The 19,752-nt window shown below is 73.4% G+C and carries 2 protein-coding genes (1 of these 2 only partly in view); both read right to left on the bottom strand.

Annotation, left to right across the window (positions count from 1 at the left end; all coding sequences use genetic code 11):
- Positions 1-9,883: the start of a non-ribosomal peptide synthase/polyketide synthase gene (locus IE118_RS10065; RefSeq protein ID WP_189557413.1), read on the bottom strand. 10,580 nt of this gene lie to the left of the window's left edge; 9,883 of the gene's 20,463 nt are visible here — the first part of the coding sequence; it begins with the start codon at positions 9,881-9,883; its stop codon lies off the left edge, out of view.
- Complete coding sequence (locus IE118_RS10060; protein ID WP_189557412.1) at positions 9,880-19,752, bottom strand: non-ribosomal peptide synthetase; 9,873 nt, start codon at positions 19,750-19,752, stop codon at positions 9,880-9,882. The genes IE118_RS10065 and IE118_RS10060 overlap by 4 nt, the downstream gene beginning before the upstream one ends.

The raw sequence follows: 19,752 nt of genomic DNA, 5'->3' as shown, positions 1-19,752 counted from the left end.
GGTCACGGGCCAGCGGTCCCATGGACCAGGCGTCGCCCGCGATGTGGTGGACGACGGCCAGCAGGACGTGTTCCCCGTCTCCCAGCTCGAACAGCCAGGCGCGCAGGGGAAGATCGCGCGTCAAGTCGAACGGCGTCCGCGTGGCGCGCTGCAGCTCCTCGTCCAGGTCGTCGGTGCCGACAGTGACGACCTGCAGTTCGGCCTCCGTGGCGCGCGCGGCGTCGAGCACCACCTGGTAGGCACCCTCGGCGTCCTCCGCGAACACGGTCCGCAGGCTCTCGTGCCGGGCGACGACGTCGACCAGCGCCCGGCGCAGAGCGTCGATGTCGAGGGCACCGGACAGTCGCAGCGCCACGGGAACGTTGTAGGTGGCGCTCGGACCCTCGAACTGGTGGAGGAACCACAGCCGCTGCTGGGCGAGCGAGAGTGGCAACCGTTCGGGGCGCTCCGCCACGGCACGCAACGGGGCCCGCCCGTCCGCCGACTGGTCGAGGGCCGTGCCGAGCTCGGCGACCGTGGGGGACTCGAAGACCTGCCGGACGGCGAGTTCGGCGTCCAGCACGCTGCGGACGCGGCTCACCAGCTTGGTGGCGAGCAGCGAGTGCCCGCCGAGCTGGAAGAAGTCGTCGTCGATCGAGACCGACTCCAGGCCCAGTACCTCGGCGAAGAGGCCGCAGAGGATCTCCTCGCGCGGGGAACGCGGGGCGCGGCCGCCCGGGGTGTCGAGGCCGTAGTCCGGGGCGGGCAGCGCCCGCCGGTTCAGCTTGCCGTTCGGGGTGAGCGGCATCGCGTCGAGGGTGACGAAGGCGGACGGGACCATGTAACCGGGCAGCCGGGAAGCGGCCAGGTCACGCAGGTCAGCCACCTGCGGACGGACACCCTGCACGCCGACGACATACGCCGCGAGGCGCTTGTCGCCGGGACGGTCCTCACGGACGATCACCGCGGCCTGCGCCACCTGCGTATGCGAGGCCAGCACCGCCTCGATCTCGCCCAGCTCGATGCGGAAGCCGCGCAGCTTGACCTGGTCGTCGACCCGGGACAGGTACTCCAGCTCCCCGTCCTTCGTCCACCGGGCCAGGTCACCCGTGCGGTACATCCGCGCACCCGCAGGGCCGAACGGGTCGGCGACGAAGCGCTCCGAGGTCAGCGCGTACCGGCCGTGGTAGCCGCGCACCACACCGTCACCGGCGATGTAGAGCTCTCCGGGGACGCCGGGCGGTACCGGGCGCAGACCGGCGTCGAGGACGTACACCTGCGTGTTGGCGATCGGCCGGCCGATACGCGGCGAACGGGCCGCGTCCCCGGTCACGTCCCAGGCCGTGGACCAGATGGTCGTCTCGGTCGGCCCGTACAGGTTCGTGACCGACACGGCGTGTTCGGCCAGTGCCACCGCCAAGTCCGCCGGCAGGGCCTCCCCGCCGATCAGCACCCGCAGCCGTGCCACCACCGCCGGGTCCTGAGCCAGCACCGCCCGCCACAGGCTCGGTGTCGCCTGCATCACCGACGCACCCGAGGACACCGCCAGCTCGCACAAGGCCGCCGGGTCGCGTACGACGTCACGGGCGGCCATCACCACCGCCGCACCGCTGAGCAGCGGCACGAACAGCTCCAGACCGGCGATGTCGAACCCGACCGTGGTCACCGCCAGCAGACGGTCCTCCGCGCCCAGGGCGAACCGGTCCGCCATCGACACCAGGAAGTTGACCAGCGGCCCCTGCGGAACCACCACACCCTTCGGCAGCCCCGTCGAACCCGACGTGTAGATCACGTACGCCGAGCGGCGCAGGTCGGAGCCCGCGTTCAGGTCTTCCGTGCCGGTGTGCGCCGCGAGCGCGTCGCGGGTCGAGGAGGCGTCCAGAAGCAGCCGGGGCTGCTCGAACGCGGGCAGCTCGGAGAGCAGGTCCCGCACCGTCAGCACCAGCGCCGGGTCGGCGTCGTCCAGCATGTACGCCAGCCGGTCGGCCGGGTACTCCGTGTCCAGCGGCAGATACGCGGCCCCCGCCTTCCACACCGCCAGCAGCGCGACCACCAGGTCCGCCGACCGCGGCAGCGCCACCGCCACGAACCGCTCGGGCGACACCCCACGCTCCACCAGCAGCCGCGCCAGCCCCTCCGCCCGCGCGTCCAGCTCCGCGTACGTCAAGGACTCCTCACCGGCGATCACCGCGCAGGCGTCCGGCGACTCGGCCACCCGCTCCGCGAACAGTTCCACCACCGAACGAGCCGGCATCTCGCACACCGTGTCGTTCCACCCCGACACCACCAGACCCGACTCCACCTCGTCGAGGAGGTCCATGGCGCCGATGGGAGCGGTGGGCCGGGCCACGGCCGCCGTCAGCACACGCAGCAGGCGCTCGACGAGACCGGCGGCGGTGTCCTGGTCGAACAGGTCGGTGCCGTACTCCAGCACGCCGTCGAGACCGCCCGCCCGCTCGGAGAAGCCGAAGGCCAGATCGAACTTGGCGTGCGAGGTCTCCACCGAGTAGCGCTGCGCGGTGAGTCCGGGCAGCCCGTCGAGTGAGTCGAGGGCGCCCCGGTAGTCCGTGTTGTTGAAGGTCAGCAGCACCTGGAACAGCGGGTGCCGGGCAAGCGAACGCTCCGGGTTGACCGCCTCCACCAGCCGCTCGAACGGCAGGTCCTGGTGTGCGTAGGCCCCCAGGCTGGTCTCCCGGACCCGGTCCACCAGCTCGGTGAACGCCGGGTTCCCCGTGGTGTCGGTCCGCAGCACCAGCGTGTTCAGGAATACGCCGACCAGGTCGTTCAGCGCCTCGTCGGTACGGCCGGCGATCGGCGTGCCAATGGGGATGTCGGTGCCGCCGCCCAGTCGTGTCAGCAGCGCCGCGAGCGCGGCCTGCACCACCATGAACGGGCTCGCCTGCGTGTCCCGGGCCACGCGGTCGATGCCGGCGGCGACGTCCTCGGGCAGGCGGAAGGTGATCCGGTCACCGCGGTAGGAGGCGACCGCGGGGCGCGGCCGGTCGTACGGCAGCTCCAACTGGTCGGGCAGCTCGGCCAGGGCCTCCGTCCAGTAGCCGAGCTGCCGGGAGATCTCGCTGCCCGGGTCGTCCTCCGAGCCCAGCACCTCCCGCTGCCACAGGCTGTAGTCCGCGTACTGCACCGGCAGCGGCTCCCACACCGGCGCCCCGCCCGCGACCCGCGCGGCATAGGCCGCCGTGAGGTCACGGGCCAGCGGCTCCCGCGACCACGCGTCGCTCACGATGTGGTGGGTCAGGAGCAGCAGCACGTGCTGCCCGTCCGCCACGGCGAACAGCGCGGCACGGAAGGGGATCTCCCGCGCCAGGTCGAAGGGCAGGGCCGCCGCGTCCGCGAGCGCCGCCGGCAGTCCCTCCTCGCCGACCTCCGTCACCGGCAGGGCCACCGCGGCCTCATCCACCGGCCGGACGATCTGCCGGGCTCCTTCGCCGTCCTCGGCGAACACCGTGCGCAGGCTCTCGTGCCGGGCGACGACGTCCCCGAGCGCCAGCCGCAGCGCCTCCCGGTCCAGCGGACCGGACAGCCGCAGCGCGACCGGGGCGTTGTAGGTGGCGCTGGGACCCTCGAACTGGTTCAGGAACCACAGCCGCTGCTGCGCGTACGACAGCGGAATCCGCTCCGGCCGCGGCACGACCGGGGCGACCCCACGGCGGGCCTCACCGGCCACCGCCTCCAGGGCGGCGGCCAGGCCCGCCACCGTCGGCGTCTCGAACAGCTGCCGGATCGGCAGCTCCGCCTCCAGGACGGTGCGGATACGGCTGACCAGCTTCGTCGCCAGCAGCGAGTGCCCGCCGAGGCGGAAGAAGTCGTCGTCGATCGTGACCGACTCCAGGCCCAGCACCTCGGCGAACAGACCGCACACAACCTCTTCGCGAGCCGTGCGCGGTGCACGACCGCTCTCGCCCTCCGGACCGTAGTCGGGGGCGGGCAGGGCGCGGCGGTCCAGCTTGCCGTTCGTCGTCAGCGGCAGTGCGTCGAGGGCGACGAAGGCCGAGGGCACCATGTACTCGGGGAGACGGGCGGCGACGTACTCGCGCAAACCTTCCGTCTCCCCCACCACGTACGCGGCGAGGCGCTGGTCACCAGGACGGTCCTCACGCACGACGACCGCCGCACGGGCCACCCCGGCATGGCCGGCGATGACCGCCTGGATCTCCCCCAGCTCGATCCGGAAGCCCCGCAACTTGACCTGATCGTCGACCCGGCCGGCGTAGACGAGCTGACCGTCGGCGTTCCAGCGGGCCATGTCACCCGTGCGGTACATCCGTGCGCCGGCCGGACCGTAGGGGTCCGCGGTGAAACGCTCCGCCGTCAGATCCGGACGCTCGAAGTAACCACGCGCCAGGACCACACCACCGATATACAACTCACCCGCCACACCCGGCGGAACCGGCCGCAGCCGCTCATCCAGCACATAGGCGCGGGTGTTCCAGAAGGGGCGCCCGATCGGCACCGGACCGGACGCGACACCCTGACCGGGCTCGATCCGGAAGTCCGTGCAGTTCACCGTCGCTTCCGTAGGACCGTAAGCGTTGATCACGGTCACGTCCGGGTGAGCCGCACGCCACGTCTCCAGCGCCTCACCGACCAGCGCCTCACCACCGGTGACCAGCGTCCCCGAAGGTGACACCTCATCCGGCAGGGCCTGCAGCAGACCGAGGTGGGACGGGGTGACCTTCATGAACGACGGCCGGCCCCACGCACCCGCCCGCTCGTCCAGCTCGGCCAGCACCACACGCCCACCCGACACCAGCGGGCTGTAAAGCGCCGTCACCGTCAGGTCGAAGGCGACGGACGAATGCAGCAACGCCGTCCCGGCCGCGTCCCCGTACACCTCACGAGCCCGCTCCAGATACGCCCCGACCGAACGGTGTTCGACCACCACACCCTTCGGACGGCCCGTCGACCCCGACGTGAAAATCACATACGCCGGATGCAACAACTCAAGCCGCACCAACCGGTCCTCATCCGTGACCGGAGCATCCGAGTAACCGGAAGCCTCCTCCAGCACCCCCGGATCATCGATCGTGATCAGCGGACGCGCGTCGCCAAGAATCTGGCCCACCCGCTCCGCCGGATAGTCGACGTCGATCGGCACATACGCGCCGCCGGCCTTCACCACCCCGAGGAGCGCCACCACCAGCTCCACCGACCGCGGCAACTTCACGCCCACGAACGACTCGGCACGCACCCCGCGGGCGATCAGCCAGCGCGCCACCCGGTTCGACCACGCGTCCAGCTCCGCATACGACAGCGACCGCTCACCCGCGACCACCGCCACCGCGTCCGGAGTCCGCGCCGCCTGCTCACCGAACAACACCGGCAACGACACACCACGCACCTCACGCGCCACGCCGTTCCACTCACCCAGCACCCGCTCCCGCTCACCCGGAGCCAGCACCTCCACCGCACCCACCCGCACACCCGGGTCCTCCACGAGGGCGACCAGCACACGGACGAACCGCTCGGCGATGCCCCACGCGGTCTCGCGGTCGAACAGGTCGGTGCTGTACTGGAGGGATCCGCGCAGGCCGTCGTGGGCCTCGGCGAAGGAGAAGCCGAGGTCGAACTTGACGCGGTCCGTCTCGAGGGGTTCGTGGTGGACGGTGAGGCCGGGAAGTTTGGCGATCTCGTCGAGTGCTTCGACCGGGCCGGCGTTGTTGAGGTTGAGCATGGTCTGGAAGAGGGGGTGCCGGGCGAGGGAACGCTCCGGGTTGACCGCCTCCACCAGCCGCTCGAACGGCAGGTCCTGGTGCGCGTACGCCTCCAGGTCCGCCACCCGCACCCGCTCGATCAGCTCCGCGAACGTCGGATCACCCGACACGTCCGTCCGCAGCACCAACGTGTTGACGAAGAAACCCACCAGATCGTCCAGCGCATCGTCCGTACGACCCGCGATCGGCGTACCCAACGGGATGTCGCTGCCCGCACCCAACCGCGACAGCAGACCCGCCAACCCCGCCTGAAGCACCATGAAGAGGCTCGCCCGGTGCTCGCGGGCGACGCGGGTGAGGCGGGCGTGCAGGCCGGCGGGCAGGTCGAAGGTGAGGGTGTCGCCCGCGTAGGTGGCGGTGGCCGGGCGCGGGCGGTCGTACGGGAGGGTCAGCTCCTCCGGGAGGCCCGCGAGTGCCCGCTTCCAGTAGCCGAGCTGGCGGGAGATCTCGCTGTCCGGGCCGTCGTTCGTGCCGAACAGTTCGTGCTGCCACAGGCTGTAGTCGGCATACTGCACCGGCAGCGGCTCCCACGCCGGCGCCCCGCCCGCGGCGCGGGCCGCGTAGGCGGTCGTCAGGTCGCGGGCCAGCGGGGCGCGGGACCAGGCGTCGGTGGCGACATGGTGGGTGAGCAGCAGCAGGACGTGCTCGTCGGCGCCGAGTTCGAAGAGCCACACCCGCAGCGGGACGTCCTCGGTCAGGTCGAAGGCGTGCCGGGCGGCCTCGGACAGGGCCGCGTCCAGTCCGTCCCGGTCGGTGCGGACGACGGTGAGGTCGGCGGTGCCGGCGGGGTCCCGGACGATCTGGTGGGGACCTTCGGCGTCCTCCGCGAACACCGTCCGCAGGCTCTCGTGGCGGGCCGTGAGGTCGGTGACGGCGCTGCGCAGGGCATCCTGGTCCAGCGGGCCGGTCAGCCGCAGCGCGACCGGGGAGTTGTAGGCGGCGCTGGGCCCCTCGAACCGGTGGAGGAACCACAGGCGTTGCTGGGCGTAGGAGAGCGGGATCCGCCCGGGGCGCGGTGCGGCGGCGGTGAGGGCGGGGCGGGCGTGGCCGTTGCCGGTGTCGAGGGCGCCGGAGAGGCCGGCCACGGTGGGGGTGTCGAAGAGCTGGCGGATGGCCAGTTCGGCGCCGAGGACCGAGCGGATGCGGCTGACCAGCTTGGTGGCGAGCAGCGAGTGCCCGCCGAGCTGGAAGAAGTCGTCGTCGATGGAGACGGTGTCCAGGCCGAGCACGTCGGCGAAGAGGCCGCAGAGGATCTCCTCGCGCGGGGAGCGCGGGGTCCGGCCGCCGGTGTCGCCCGCGTACTCGGGGACGGGCAGGGCACGGCGGTCGAGCTTGCCGTTCGGGGTGAGCGGCATGTCGTCGAGGACGACGAAGGCGGACGGCACCATGTACTCGGGCAGCCGGTCGGCGGCGAGGTCGCGCAGGTCGTCGGTGGTGAGGGGGCGGCCGCCGGTGGCGGCGTAGGCGACGAGGCGCTTGTCGCCGGGCTGGTCCTCGCGCAGCAGGACCGCGGCCTGGGTGACGTGGTCGTGGGCGGCGAGGACGGCCTCGATCTCGCCGAGTTCGATGCGGTAGCCGCGCAGCTTGACCTGGCCGTCGCCGCGGCCGACGAACTCCAGCAGCCCGTCGTGGTTGCGGCGCAGCACGTCGCCGGTGCGGTACATGCGGGAGCCGGGCGGGCCGTACGGGTTGGCGACGAAGCGTTCGGCGGTGAGGCCGGCGCGGTGCCAGTAGCCGCGGGCGAGGCCCGTTCCGGCGATGTACGCCTCGCCGGGGACGCCGGCGGGGACGGGGCGCAGGGCGCTGTCGAGGATGTGGACCTGCGTGTTCCAGAAGGGGCGGCCGACGGGGACCGGGCCGGTCGGTGAGGGGGAGCCGGCGGGTATCAGGTGCTGGACGCTGTTGACGGTGGCCTCGGTGGCTCCGTACACGTTCAGCACGTCGGCGTCGGGGCGGCGGGCGCGCCACCGGTCGATGACCTCGCCGAGGAGGAGTTCACCGCCGAGCATGATCAGCCGGTCCGGGGAGGCGTCGGCGGGCAGCGCCTCCAGGAGGGCGAGGACGCTGGGGGTGCCCTTGAGGAAGCTCGGGGCGGGCCCGTCGGCGGCGCTCTCGTCGAGGTCGGTGACACGGACCAGGCCGCCGGAGACCAGGGTGGTGTAGAGGGCGGTGACGGTGAGGTCGAAGGAGATCGGCGAGTGCAGCAGTGAGGTGCCCGTCATGGCCGGGTAGGCGTGGCGGGCCCACTGGAGGTACGCGGCGAGGGAGCGGTGCTCGATGACGACGCCCTTGGGGCGGCCGGTGGAGCCGGAGGTGTAGATCACGTACGCCGGGTGGGCGGGCAGCAGACCGCCGTCGCGGTCGGCGTCGGTGGGCCCGGTCGCGGGACGGGCCGCCAGGTCCCCGGCGAGGGACGGGTCGTCGAGGAGGAGGTGCGGGGTGCCGGTGCCGGGCAGGACGGGGGCGAGGTCCCGGGTGGTGATCAGGAGGGCGGGCCGGGTGTCGTCGAGCATGAACGCGATGCGTTCGGCCGGGTAGTCGGGGTCGACGGGCAGGTAGGCGGCCCCCGTCTTGAGGACGGCGAGCAGGGCGACCACCATCTCGGTGGTGCGGGGCAGGGCGATCGCGACGAACCGCTCGGGGGCGGCGCCGCGGGCGACCAGCAGGTGCGCGAGCCGGCTGGAGCGGGCGTCGAGCGTGGCGTAGTCGAGGGTTCCGTCCGGGCCGGTGACGGCGGGCGCGTCGGGGGTGCGGGCCGCCTGCTCGCGGAACAGGTCCAGGACGGTGAGGTGGCCGGGGACGTCGTGCGCGGTGTCGTTCCAGCGGACGAGGGCCTCGTGGCGTTCGTCGTCGCCGAGCAGGGCGAGCCGGCCGACGGGCTGGTCGGGGTCGGCGACGAGGCCGTGCAGGACGCGGACGAAGCGGTCGAGGACGCGCTGCGCCGACGCCTCGTCGAACACGTCGGGCCGGTAGTTGAGGCGGAAGCGCATGGTGTCGCGGGCCGAGGCGATCAGCAGCAGCGGGTAGTGGGTGGCCTCGCGGTTCTTTCCGGGGGCGAGGCTGATGGCGGCACCGATGCCGGTGCCCGCGGTGCCGGTGCGGCCGACCGGGTAGTTCTGGAACACCATCGAGGTGTCGAACAGGTCGCCGTGGCCCACGACGCGCTGGATCTCGGCCAGCCCCAGGTGCTGGTGGCCGGTGAGGCGGGCCTGCTCGTCCTGGACGCGGGCGACGAGCGCGGCGAGGGACTCGGCGGGGCGTACCCGCACGCGGGTGGGCAGCGTGTTGATGAACAGGCCGACCATGCGTTCCACGCCGTCGATCTCCGGCGGGCGGCCGGAGACGGTGGTGCCGAAGACGATGTCGTCGCGCCCGGTGTGGGTGCTCAGGGCGATGCCCCAGGCGGCCTGGACGACGCTGTTGAGGGTGATGCCGCGGGCGCGGGCGAGCGCGCCGAGGGTGGCGGTGGCGTCGGCGTCGAGGACGGCGGTCACCTCGGCCCCGGCGACCGCGGCCCGTCCGGCGTCGGGCGCCACCTGGGTGGGCTCGGCGAGGTCGGCGAAGGCGTCGCGCCAGGCGGCGCGGGCGGCGTCCTTGTCCTGCCGTTCCAGCCAGGCCAGGTGGTCGCGGTAGGGGCGGACCGGGGGCAGGGCGGTGAGGTCGCCGCCGGTGTCGTACAGGGTGAACAGTTCGCCCATGAGGACGGGCAGGGACCAGCCGTCCATGAGGAGGTGGTGGTTGGTCAGGACGAACCGGTGCCGGTCCGGGCCGAGCCGGAGCAGGGTGAAGCGCAGCAGCGGGGGCCGGGCGACGTCGAAGCGGGTGGCGCGGTCGGCGGCGACGGCGGCGGCCGCCGCCGCGGACCGCTCGTCCTCGGGCAGCCCGCTCAGGTCGGTCTCGGCCCAGGGCAGGGGGGTGTCACGCATGACGATCTGCGCCCAGTCGCCGTTCTTGCGCTGGCGGAACGCGACGCGCAGGTTGGCGTGGCGGTCGAGGAGCTGCCGGGCGGCGGCGCGCAGGGCGGACGGGTCGAGGTCGCCGTCGATGTCGAAGGAGATCTGGACGACGTAGGGGTCGAGGCCGCCCTCGTCGTAGACGCTGTGGAAGAGCAGGCCCTCCTGAAGCGGGGCCAGCGACAGGATGTCCTCGATCTTGCGCGGGTTACGGCTCACTTCTCGGCCTCTTCTTCGTCTTCAGGAGCGGGTACGTCGTCGAAGGCGGCGAACTCGTCGTCGCCGATCAGGTCGTCGAGCTCGTCCTCGAACAGGTCGTCGAGCTCGTCCTCGAACGCCTCGATCTCGTCCTGGGTGATGGAGGACAGGGACACGTCGGAGGGGGTGAGACCGCCGGCGTGGGGGTCGCGGGCGTGCGCGACCAGCGCGTTCAGGGCCTGGAACCACAGGTCGGCCAGTTCGCGCACCTCGGACCCGGTGAGGATCCCCTCGGCCCAGGTCCAGAAGGCGACCAGGCGCGACCCGCCGGGGCCGTCCTCGGTGCGGGCGTTGAGTTCCAGGGGGTGGGCGAGCGGCAGGTGACCCGGGTCGCCGGAGACGGCGTCGATGCCGCTCAGCGGAGTCCAGTCGGCGACCGGGCCGCCGGCCGCGGTCGAGAACCGCCCGAGGTAGTTGAACGCCACCTGAGGCTCGGGCAGTGCGGCGAAGCCGGCGGCGGTGTCCGGGTTGAGCCGGCGGACGAAGCCGTACCCCATGCCCTTGGCGGGGACGGTCCGCAGCTGCTCCTTGACCGCCTTGAGCGCGGCCCCGGCGGCCGGCCCGCCGGCGAAGGCGTCGGCGAGGTCGGCGGGGCCGGTGTCCAGGCGGACCGGGTAGAGGTTGGTGAACCAGCCGATGGTGCGGGACAGGTCGGCGCCGTCCACGAGGTGGTCCTCGCGGCCGTGGCCCTCCAGGTCGAGCAGGAGCCCGCGGGTGCCGCGCCAGCGCGCCCACGCCAGACCGAACGCGGTCAGCAGCACGTCGTTGACCTCGGCCTGGAAGGCGGCCGGGACCCGGGTCAGGACGGCCTCGGTGACGTCGGCGGGCAGGGTCGTCTCCAGCCGCCCCGAGGTGGCGTGGGTGTCGCGGGCCGGGTCCAGGGCGCGCCGTCCGAGCATCGGGTCGGGGGCGCGCAGCACGTCCTGCCACCATGCGGCGTCGGCCGCCCAGGCCGGCCCCGTGGCCTCCTGGGTCAGGCGCTGCGCCCAGCGGCGCAGGGACGTCCCGACGGGCTGGAGTGCGGGCGTGCGGCCGGCGGCGACGGCCTCGTGGGCCTCGGCCAGGTCCGGGATGAGGATCCGCCAGGACACGCCGTCCACGACGAGGTGGTGGATGACGAGGACGAGCAGTCCCGGAGCGTCGCCGCCGCGGTCGGCCCACACCACCTGCACGACCCGGCCCGCGGCCAGGTCGAGACGGTCGCGGGCGGCCTCGCCCTCGGCCCGCACCAGCCGGATCAGGGCCTGCTCGTCCAGGCCGGCGGCGTCGGCGCGGTGCACGACGGCCGCGGCGTCCACGGTGCCCGGCGCCGGGATCTCCAGGCGCCGGCCGGGGGCCGGGGTAAGGCGCGCGCGCAGGGCGTCGTGATGGTCGAGGAGGGCCTGCACGGCGCCGGTGAGATGACGCGGGTCGAGTCCGGCGGGCACCTGGAGGACGGCGGACATGTTGAAGGCGTCCAGGTCGTCGCTGCGCTCCAGCAGCCAGTGCTTGATCGGGGTGAGCGGCACCTCACCGAGGCCCGCGCCCGGCTCCTCGGCGGCGACGCCGGTCGCCTCGGTGACGACCGAGGCGAGGGCGGCGACGGTGCGGTGCTCGAAGATGTCGCGGACGGACAGCTCCAGTCCGGCGCGGCGGGCCCGGCCGACGAGCTGGATCGACATGATGCTGTCGCCGCCGAGGTCGAAGAACCCGTCGTCGATGCCGACCTCACGGACGCCGAGGACGTCGGCGAACAGGGCGCACAGCGTCTTCTCCCGGTCGGTCCGCGGCCCCTGGCCCGCGGCCGTGCCGGTGGCCGCCTCGGGGGCCGGGAGGGCCGCCCGGTCGAGCTTGCCGTTGGCGGTCAGCGGGAGGGCGGGGAGCACGGTGACGGCGGCGGGCACCATGTAGTGCGGCAGCCGGCCCGCGATGTGGGTGCGCAGGACACGGCCCAGGTCCGGGTCCTCGCCGGGCCGTTCGGGCACCACGTAGGCGACGAGCCGGACGGCGCCGGGGGTGTCCTCGCGGGTGACGACGGCGGCGGTGTCGACGTCCGGATGCTCGGCGAGGACGCTCTCGACCTCGGCGGGCTCCACCCGGAAACCGCCGATCTTCACCTGGTGGTCGGAACGGCCGAGGAACTCCAGTTCCCCGCCGCCGTTCCAGCGCACGACGTCGCCGGTGCGGTACAGGCGGGTGCCGGGCGGACCGAACGGCGAGGCGACGAACCGCTCGGCGGTGCGGTCGGGCCGGCCCTGGTAGCCGCGCGCCATCTGCGCGCCGCCGATGTACAGCTCGCCGCGCACCCCGGGGGCGACGGGCCGCAGCCGCTCGTCCAGGACGTGCGCGGCGGCGTTCCAGATCGGTGCGCCGATGGGTGCGGAGACGGGCCACTCGTCGGTGTTGTCGGGGAGGGTGGAGGAGGTGATGGCGGCGACCTCGGCGGGGCCGTAGATGTTGTGCGCCATGCGCCGGCCGCCGCGCGCGCAGAACGCCCGCAGATCGCCGCTGAGCCGGAACTGCTCGCCGCCCTGGAAGAGGTCGGTGAGACAGTCGAGGCTTTCGCCCCGGTCGGCGGCCGCGGCCAGCACCGCGTCGATGACGAGGGTCGGCGCGAACAGTTCGTTGACGCCGTGGCGGGCGGTCCACGCGGCCAGTTCGTGGGCGTCGCGCCGGACGTGCTCCCCGGGCAGCACGAGGGTCTTGCCCGCGACGAGCGCCTGGAGGATCTCCTGCACCGCGAAGTCGAAGGAGACGGCGCAGAACTGGGCGGTGCGGGTGCCGACCCCGCCGCCGTAGGTCCCGGTGTGCCAGGCGAGCAGGTTCGTCAGGGAACCCATCGGCATCACCACACCCTTGGGGGTGCCGGTGGAGCCGGAGGTGTAGACGACGTACGCCGGGTGGCGGGCGTCCAGCGGGCGGACCCGGTCGGCGTCCGTCAGGTCGGTGTCCGCCGCGGCGGCCAGCAGCCGGACCGTGGCCGGGTCGTCGAGGACGACGTCCCGCCCGCCCGGCTCGCCCGGCAGCGGGCGGTGCGCCGTGTCGGTGAGCACGGCCGCCGGGCCGCAGTCGTCGAGGATCGCCCGCAGCCGCTGCTCCGGCGCCTTGACGTCGAGGGTGAGGTAGGCGGCGCCGGTCTTGAGGACCGCGAGCAGCGAGACGATCATGTCGGCGGAGCGGGGCAGCGCCACGACCACGATGTCCTCGCCGCCCACGCCGCGGGCCGCCAGGTGGCGGGCCAGCCGGTTGGCGCGGGCGTTGAGGTCGCCGTAGGAGAGGGTGGTCTCCTCGGAGACGACGGCGGTGGCGTCCGGGAAGTCGGCCACCTGCCGTTCGACCAGCTCGGGCACGAACTGCTCCGGCACCTCGTGCCCGGTCCTGTTGCGGTCCGCCAGCGCCGCCAGCTCGGCGGGCGTCATGACGTCCAGCCGCCCGACGGGGCAGTGCGGGTCGGCGGCGACGGAACCGAGCAGCCGCAGCAGCCGGTCGGCGAAGTCCCGGGCCGTGCCCGGGTCGAACAGGTCGGCGTTGTACTCGACCGCACCGTGCATGCCGGTCGGTTCGCCGTCGGGACCATAGGTCTCGTCGAAGAAGAACGCCAGGTCGAACTTGGCCCGCCCGGTCTCCGGCGCCCGCACGTCGACGGTCAGCCCGGGCAGCCGCAGGACGTCCAGGGCCTCCTGGTTGTTGTCGAGGCCCAGCAGCACCTGGAAGAGGGGGTGGCGGGCCAGCGACCTGACCGGGCTGAGCACCTCGACCAGCCGCTCGAACGGCAGGTCCTGGTGCGCGTAGGCACCCAGGTTGGTCTCCCGCACCCGGGCGACGAGGTCGGTGAAGGCGGGATCGCCGGAGGTGTCGGTGCGCAGCACCAGCGTGTTGACGAAGAAGCCGACCAGCTCCTCCACCGCCGTGTCGGTGCGGCCCGCGATCGGCGTGCCGATGGGCACGTCCGTCCCGGCGCCGAGCCGGGTCAGGAAGGCGGCCAGCGCCGACTGGAGCACCATGAACAGGCTCGAACGGGACTGGCGGGCCAGGTCGGTGAGGGCGCCGTGCAGGGCCGCGGGCACCTCGAAGGCGACCCGTCCGCCCCGGTGGGACTGGTGCGACGGGCGGGGCCGGTCCGTGGGCAGTTCCAGCTCCTCGGGCAGCCCGTCGAGGGTCCGCGCCCAGTAGCCGAGCTGCCGGGAGATCTCGCTGTCCGGGTCGTCCTCCGAGCCCAGCACCTCCCGCTGCCACAGCGTGTAGTCGGCGTACTGCACCGGCAGCGCCGTCCAGGCCGGCTCCTCGCCCCGGGCGCGTGCCGCGTAGGCGAGGGACAGGTCACGGGCGAGGGGTCCCATGGACCAGCCGTCACCGGCGATGTGGTGCACGACGAGGGTCAGCACCCGGTCACCGGCCGGCGTGCTGAACAGCCACGACCTGACGGGCAGTTCGGTGCGCAGGTCGAAGCCGTACGAGGCGGCGTCCCGCACCCGGGCGTCCAGGTCCCCGGCCGGCACCTCCTCCTCGGTGAGCACGGGCCGCGCGTGCTCGGCGGGCACGACGACCTGCCGCGCACCGGCCGGGTCGTCCGCGAACAGGGTCCGCAGGCTCTCGTGCCGCACGACCACGTCCGTCAGGGCCTGCCGCAGCGCCGCCCGGTCCAGCGAGCCGGTCAGCCGCAGCGTGACCGGGATGTTGTACGTGGCGCTGGGGCCCTCCAGGTTGTGCAGGAACCACAGCCGCTGCTGGGCGTAGGAGAGGGGGACGTGGCGGGGGCGTTCCACGGGCAGCAGCGGGCTGCGCGCCCCGGACGCCCGGGCGAACGCCTCGGCGAGCCCGGCGACGGTGGGGTTCTCGAAGAACGTGCGGATCGAGATCTCCGCGCCCAGCACCGACCGGACCCGGCTGAGCAGCCGGACCGCCGACAGCGAGTGGCCGCCCCGGTCGAAGAAGCCGTCGTCGATCCCGACCGACGGTACGCCGAGCACCTCGCCGAACAGGGTGCACAGCATCTGCTCCAGCGGGCTGCGCGGGGTGCGGGAGCGGGCGGGCAGCACGACCGGCTCCCCCACGGCGTCGGGGGAGCCGGCGAGCCGCAGCCCGCCGTCGGCGGTCCAGCGGGCCGCGCGGTCCGTGCGGTACAGCCAGGACGCGCCCGGGAACGGGGAGGGCAGCAGACGCCCCAGGTCGACGCCGTCGGCCCCGGCGGGCACCGGATCGTCGCCCGCCGCGAACAGCATCCCGGGCACCCCGGGCGGCACCGGCCGCAACGACTCGTCCAGCACCCGGACGCGGGTGGGCCGCAGGGCGGCCGGCAGCCCGGCCCGGGTCAGCACGTCGGCCACCTCCGGGCGGGCGGCCCCGCTCCACTCGTCCAGGACGGCGGCGCGCTCCGCCGCGTCGAGCACCTCCACCGCCGACAGGGCGAGACCGGGCTCGGCGGCGACCGCCGCGAGCAGCCGCAGATAGCGCTCACCGATCGACCGGGCGGTCCCCGTCTCGAAGAGCCCGCTGTTGAACTCCAGTTCGGCGACGATGCCCGCCGGGAGCCCCGACTCGTCGAAACGCTCGGTCAGCTCGAAGTTCAGGTCGAACTTGGTGTCCTCGATCGGCAGCCGCTCCAGTTCCACCGCGAGCCGGGGCAGCCTGGCGACCTCGGCCACGGTGGCCCGCGGATCGGTGCTGTGCAGGGTCAGGCACACCTGGAACAGCGGGTGCCGGGCGAGCGAACGCTCCGGGTTGACCGCCTCCACCAGCCGCTCGAACGGCAGGTCCTGGTGCGCGTACGCCTCCAGTCCGCGGGTGCGGACCCGCTCCACCAGCTCGGTGAACGCGGGGTCCCCCGAGGTGTCGGTGCGCAGCACCAGGGTGTTGGCGAAGAAGCCGACCAGTTCCTCCACGGCCGTGTCGGTCCGGCCCGCGATCGGCGTGCCGATCGGGATGTCCGTGCCCGCCCCGAGCCTGGTCAGCAGCCCCGCGAGCGCGGCCTGGAGCACCATGAAGAGGCTGGCCCGGGTACGGCCGCCGAGCGCCCGCAGCTCCTGGTGCAGGGCGGCGGGCACCCGGAAGGACACCTGACCGCCGCGCTGCGACAGGTCCGCGTCCCGCTCCCGGTCGGCCGGCAGTGCCAGCTCCTCCGGCAGCCCGGCCAGGGCCCCGGTCCAGTAGGCGAGCTGGCGGGAGATCTCGCTGCCCGGGTCGTTCTCGGATCCGAGCACCTCCCGCTGCCACAGGCTGTAATCCGCGTACTGCACCGGCAGCGGCTCCCACACCGGCGCCCCGCCCGCGGCCCGGGCCGCGTAGGCCGCGGCCAGGTCACGGGCCAGCGGCCGCATGGACCAGCCGTCGCCCGCGATGTGGTGCAGCAGCAACAGCAGTACGTGCTCGTCCGCGGACAGCGCGAACAGCGTCGCCCGCAGCGGCGGTTCGGCCGCCAGGTCGAACCGGTGACGCGCCGCGGCGACCAGCTCGGCCGGCAGGCCGTCCTCGTCGGTCTCCCGCACGTCCAGCCCGACCGGCGCGTCCCCCGGGGTCAGCACCCGCTGGGTGAACCCCTCCTCGTCCTGCCCGAACACCGTGCGCAGGCTCTCGTGCCGGGCGACGACGTCCGCGAGCGCCAGCCGCAGCGCCTCCCGGTCCAGCGGACCGGTCAGCCGCAGCGCACCGGGCGCGTTGTACGCCGTGCTGTCGTCGTCCAGCAACTGGAGGAAGCGCAGCCGCTGTTGCGCGTACGACAGCGGAATCCGCTCCGGCCGCGGCACGACCGGGGCGACCCCGCGCCGCACCCCGGCTCCGGACGTGGCGTCCAGGAACCCGCCCAGTCCGGCGACCGTGGGGGTGTCGAACATCTGCCGGATCGGCAGCTCCGTCCCGAGGACGGTACGGACCCGGCTGACCAGGCGGGTGGCGAGGAGGGAGTGCCCGCCGAGACGGAAGAAGTCGTCGTCGATCGAGACGGTGTCCACACCGAGGATCTCGGCGAAGAGACCACAGAGGATCTCCTCGCGGGGGGTGCGCGGGGCCCGGCCGACGGGGGTGTCCAGGATGTAGTCGGGGGCGGGCAGGGCGCGGCGGTCCAGCTTGCCGTTCGTCGTCAGCGGCAGCGCGTCGAGGGCGACGAAGGCCGAGGGAACCATGTACTCGGGAAGGCGGGCGGCGACGTACTCGCGCAGGCCCTCGACCGAGCCGACGATGTAGGCGACCAGACGCTGGTCACCAGGGCGGTCCTCACGCACGACCACGGCGGCACGGAAGACGTCCGGGTGACCGGCGATGACCGCCTGGATCTCCCCCAGCTCGATCCGGAAGCCCCGCAGCTTGACCTGGTCATCGACCCGGCCCGCATAGACGAGCTGACCGTCGGCATTCCAGCGGGCCATGTCACCCGTGCGGTACATCCGCGCACCCGCAGGACCGTAGGGGTCCGCGGTGAAACGCTCCGCCGTCAGATCCGGACGCTCGAAATAACCACGCGCCAGGACCACACCACCGATATACAACTCACCCGCCACACCCGGCGGAACCGGCCGCAACCGCTCATCCAGCACATAGGCGCGGGTGTTCCAGAACGGACGCCCGATCGGCACCGGGCCCGAGCCAACGGCCTCACCGGGCTCGATCCGGAAGTCCGTGCAGTTCACCGTCGCTTCCGTCGGACCGTAAGCGTTGATCACGGTCACGTCCGGGTGAGCCGCACGCCACGTCTCCAGCGCCTCACCGACCAGCGCCTCACCACCGGTGACCAGCGTCCCCGACGGCGACACCTCACCCGGCAGGGCCTGCAGCAGACCCAGGTGGGACGGCGTGACCTTCATGAACGACGGCCGCCCCCACGCACCCGCCCGCTCATCCAGCTCGGCCAGCACCACACGCCCACCCGACACCAACGGGCTGTAAAGCGCCGTCACCGTCAGGTCGAACGCCACCGACGAATGCAGCAACGCCGTACCGGCCGCGTCCCCGTACACCTCACGAGCCCGCTCCAGATACGCCCCGACCGACCGGTGCTCGACCACCACACCCTTCGGACGGCCCGTCGACCCCGACGTGAAGATCACATACGCCGGATGCGACAAGTCCAGGCGGTCGACCCGGACTTCGTCCGTGACCGGGCCTTCGGAGAAGCCATCGGACTCGGCCAGCATTCCGGGGTCGTCGATCATCAGCACCGGGCGCGCGTCGCCAAGAATCTGGCCCACCCGCTCCGCCGGATACTCCACGTCGATCGGCACATACGCGCCACCGGCCTTCACCACCCCGAGCAGCGCCACCACCAGCTCCACCGACCGCGGCAGCATCACGCCCACGAACGACTCCGCGCGCACCCCGCGGGTGATCAACCAGCGAGCCACCCGGTTCGACCACGCGTCCAGCTCCGCATACGACAGCGACCGCTCACCCGCGACCACCGCCACCGCGTCCGGAGTCCGCGCCGCCTGCTCACCGAACAACACCGGCAACGACACACCACGCACCTCACGCGCCACGCCGTTCCACTCACCCAGCACCCGCTCCCGCTCACCCGGAGCCAACACCTCCACCGCACCCACCCGCACACCCGGGTCCGCGGCGAGCTGCTCCAGGACCCGCACCAACCGGTCCTGGTGCGCGTCGATCTCGCGGTCGTCATAGAGGCCGGGGTCGGCGTCGAACTCGACGCGGACTCCTCCGGGGGCGCCGGCGGAACCGTAGAAGTTGATCTTCAGGTCGTTGACCGGTCCGGTGGAGAGCGGGTGGACCGTGGCGGGGCTGGTGCCGAAGGACAGTTCGCCGGCGAAGGCCATCACGTTCACGGTGGGGCCGAGGCGGGCCTGGCGGCCGCCGGAGAGGCCGAGTTCCCGTACCAGGTCCTCACCGCGGAACCGCTGGTGGCGGATGACGTCGGCGAGGGAGCGGGAGATCTCCGCGGCCAGGTCGGCGAAGGTCCGGTCCGGGCCGGGGCGCACCCGGATCGGCAGCACGTTGACCATCGCGCCCGGCGTCGTCAGTCCGGTCCGTCCGGTGCGGCCCGCCAGGGGCAGGGCGAAGGTGAAGTCCGTCCGGCCCGTCATGCGGTGGTAGAGGGCGGCGGTGGCGGTGACGGCCAGGGCGGGCCACTGGACGCCCAGCCGCTCCGCGACGGCGGTGAGCCGGGTGACCAGGTCCGGGGAGAGCCGGCGGACGCGGCGCAGACTGCTGTGGGTGCTGCCGGCGACGCGGTCCGCGAGCGAGATGGGGTCCGGGACGTCGGTGAACAGGTCGAGCCAGTACGCCCGGTCGCCCTGGCGGCGGCGGGAGCCCGGGTAGGCGGTCTCGTCGGCGACCACCCGGTCCAGGGTCGCGAAGGGGGACGCGGGCGGCTGCCGTCCGTCGAGCAGGGCGTCGTAGAGCGCGGCGACCCGGGCGGCGTAGACGGTCTGGCCGAAGCCGTCGAGGGCCGCGTGGTGGTAGCGGTGCACGTAGAAGGACCGGTCGTCGGCGAGCAGCAGCAGCGTCTGGGCGCTGAGCGGGCCGCGCGTCAGGTCGAACGGTTCGGCCATCTCGCCCGCCGTCCAGCGGTGCGCCTCCGCCTCCGGGTCGGGGGCGTCGCGCAGGTCGACGACGCGCAGGGGCCGGGGTTCGGCGGGGGTGACCACCTGCCACAGCCGCGGCTCGCCGCCGGGGCCGTCCTCCGGGTCGGTGTCCTCGACGAAGTGCGACCGCAGTGCCTCGGTCTCCTCGACGCCCCTGCGGACCGCCCGGGCGAAGACGTCGACGTCGACGGGACCGTGGATCTCGTAGTAGCCGCCGCAGTTGTAGAGGGGGCTGTCCGGCTGCAGTTGCTGGGCGACCCAGATGCCCAGCTGGGCTGCGGAGGTGGGTCGGCGGAGGGTGCGGGCGTCGTCGGACAT

The organism is Streptomyces pilosus (assembly GCF_014649835.1).
In the GTDB taxonomy this organism is placed as follows: Bacteria; Actinomycetota; Actinomycetes; order Streptomycetales; family Streptomycetaceae; genus Streptomyces; species Streptomyces pilosus.
This window is presented reverse-complemented; position numbering and strand designations above follow the sequence as displayed.

Coding starts and splice junctions, on each gene's coding strand:
- IE118_RS10060 (WP_189557412.1), bottom strand. CDS start 19,752: ATGTCCGACGACGCCCGCACCCTCCGCCGACCCACCTCCGCAGCCCAG.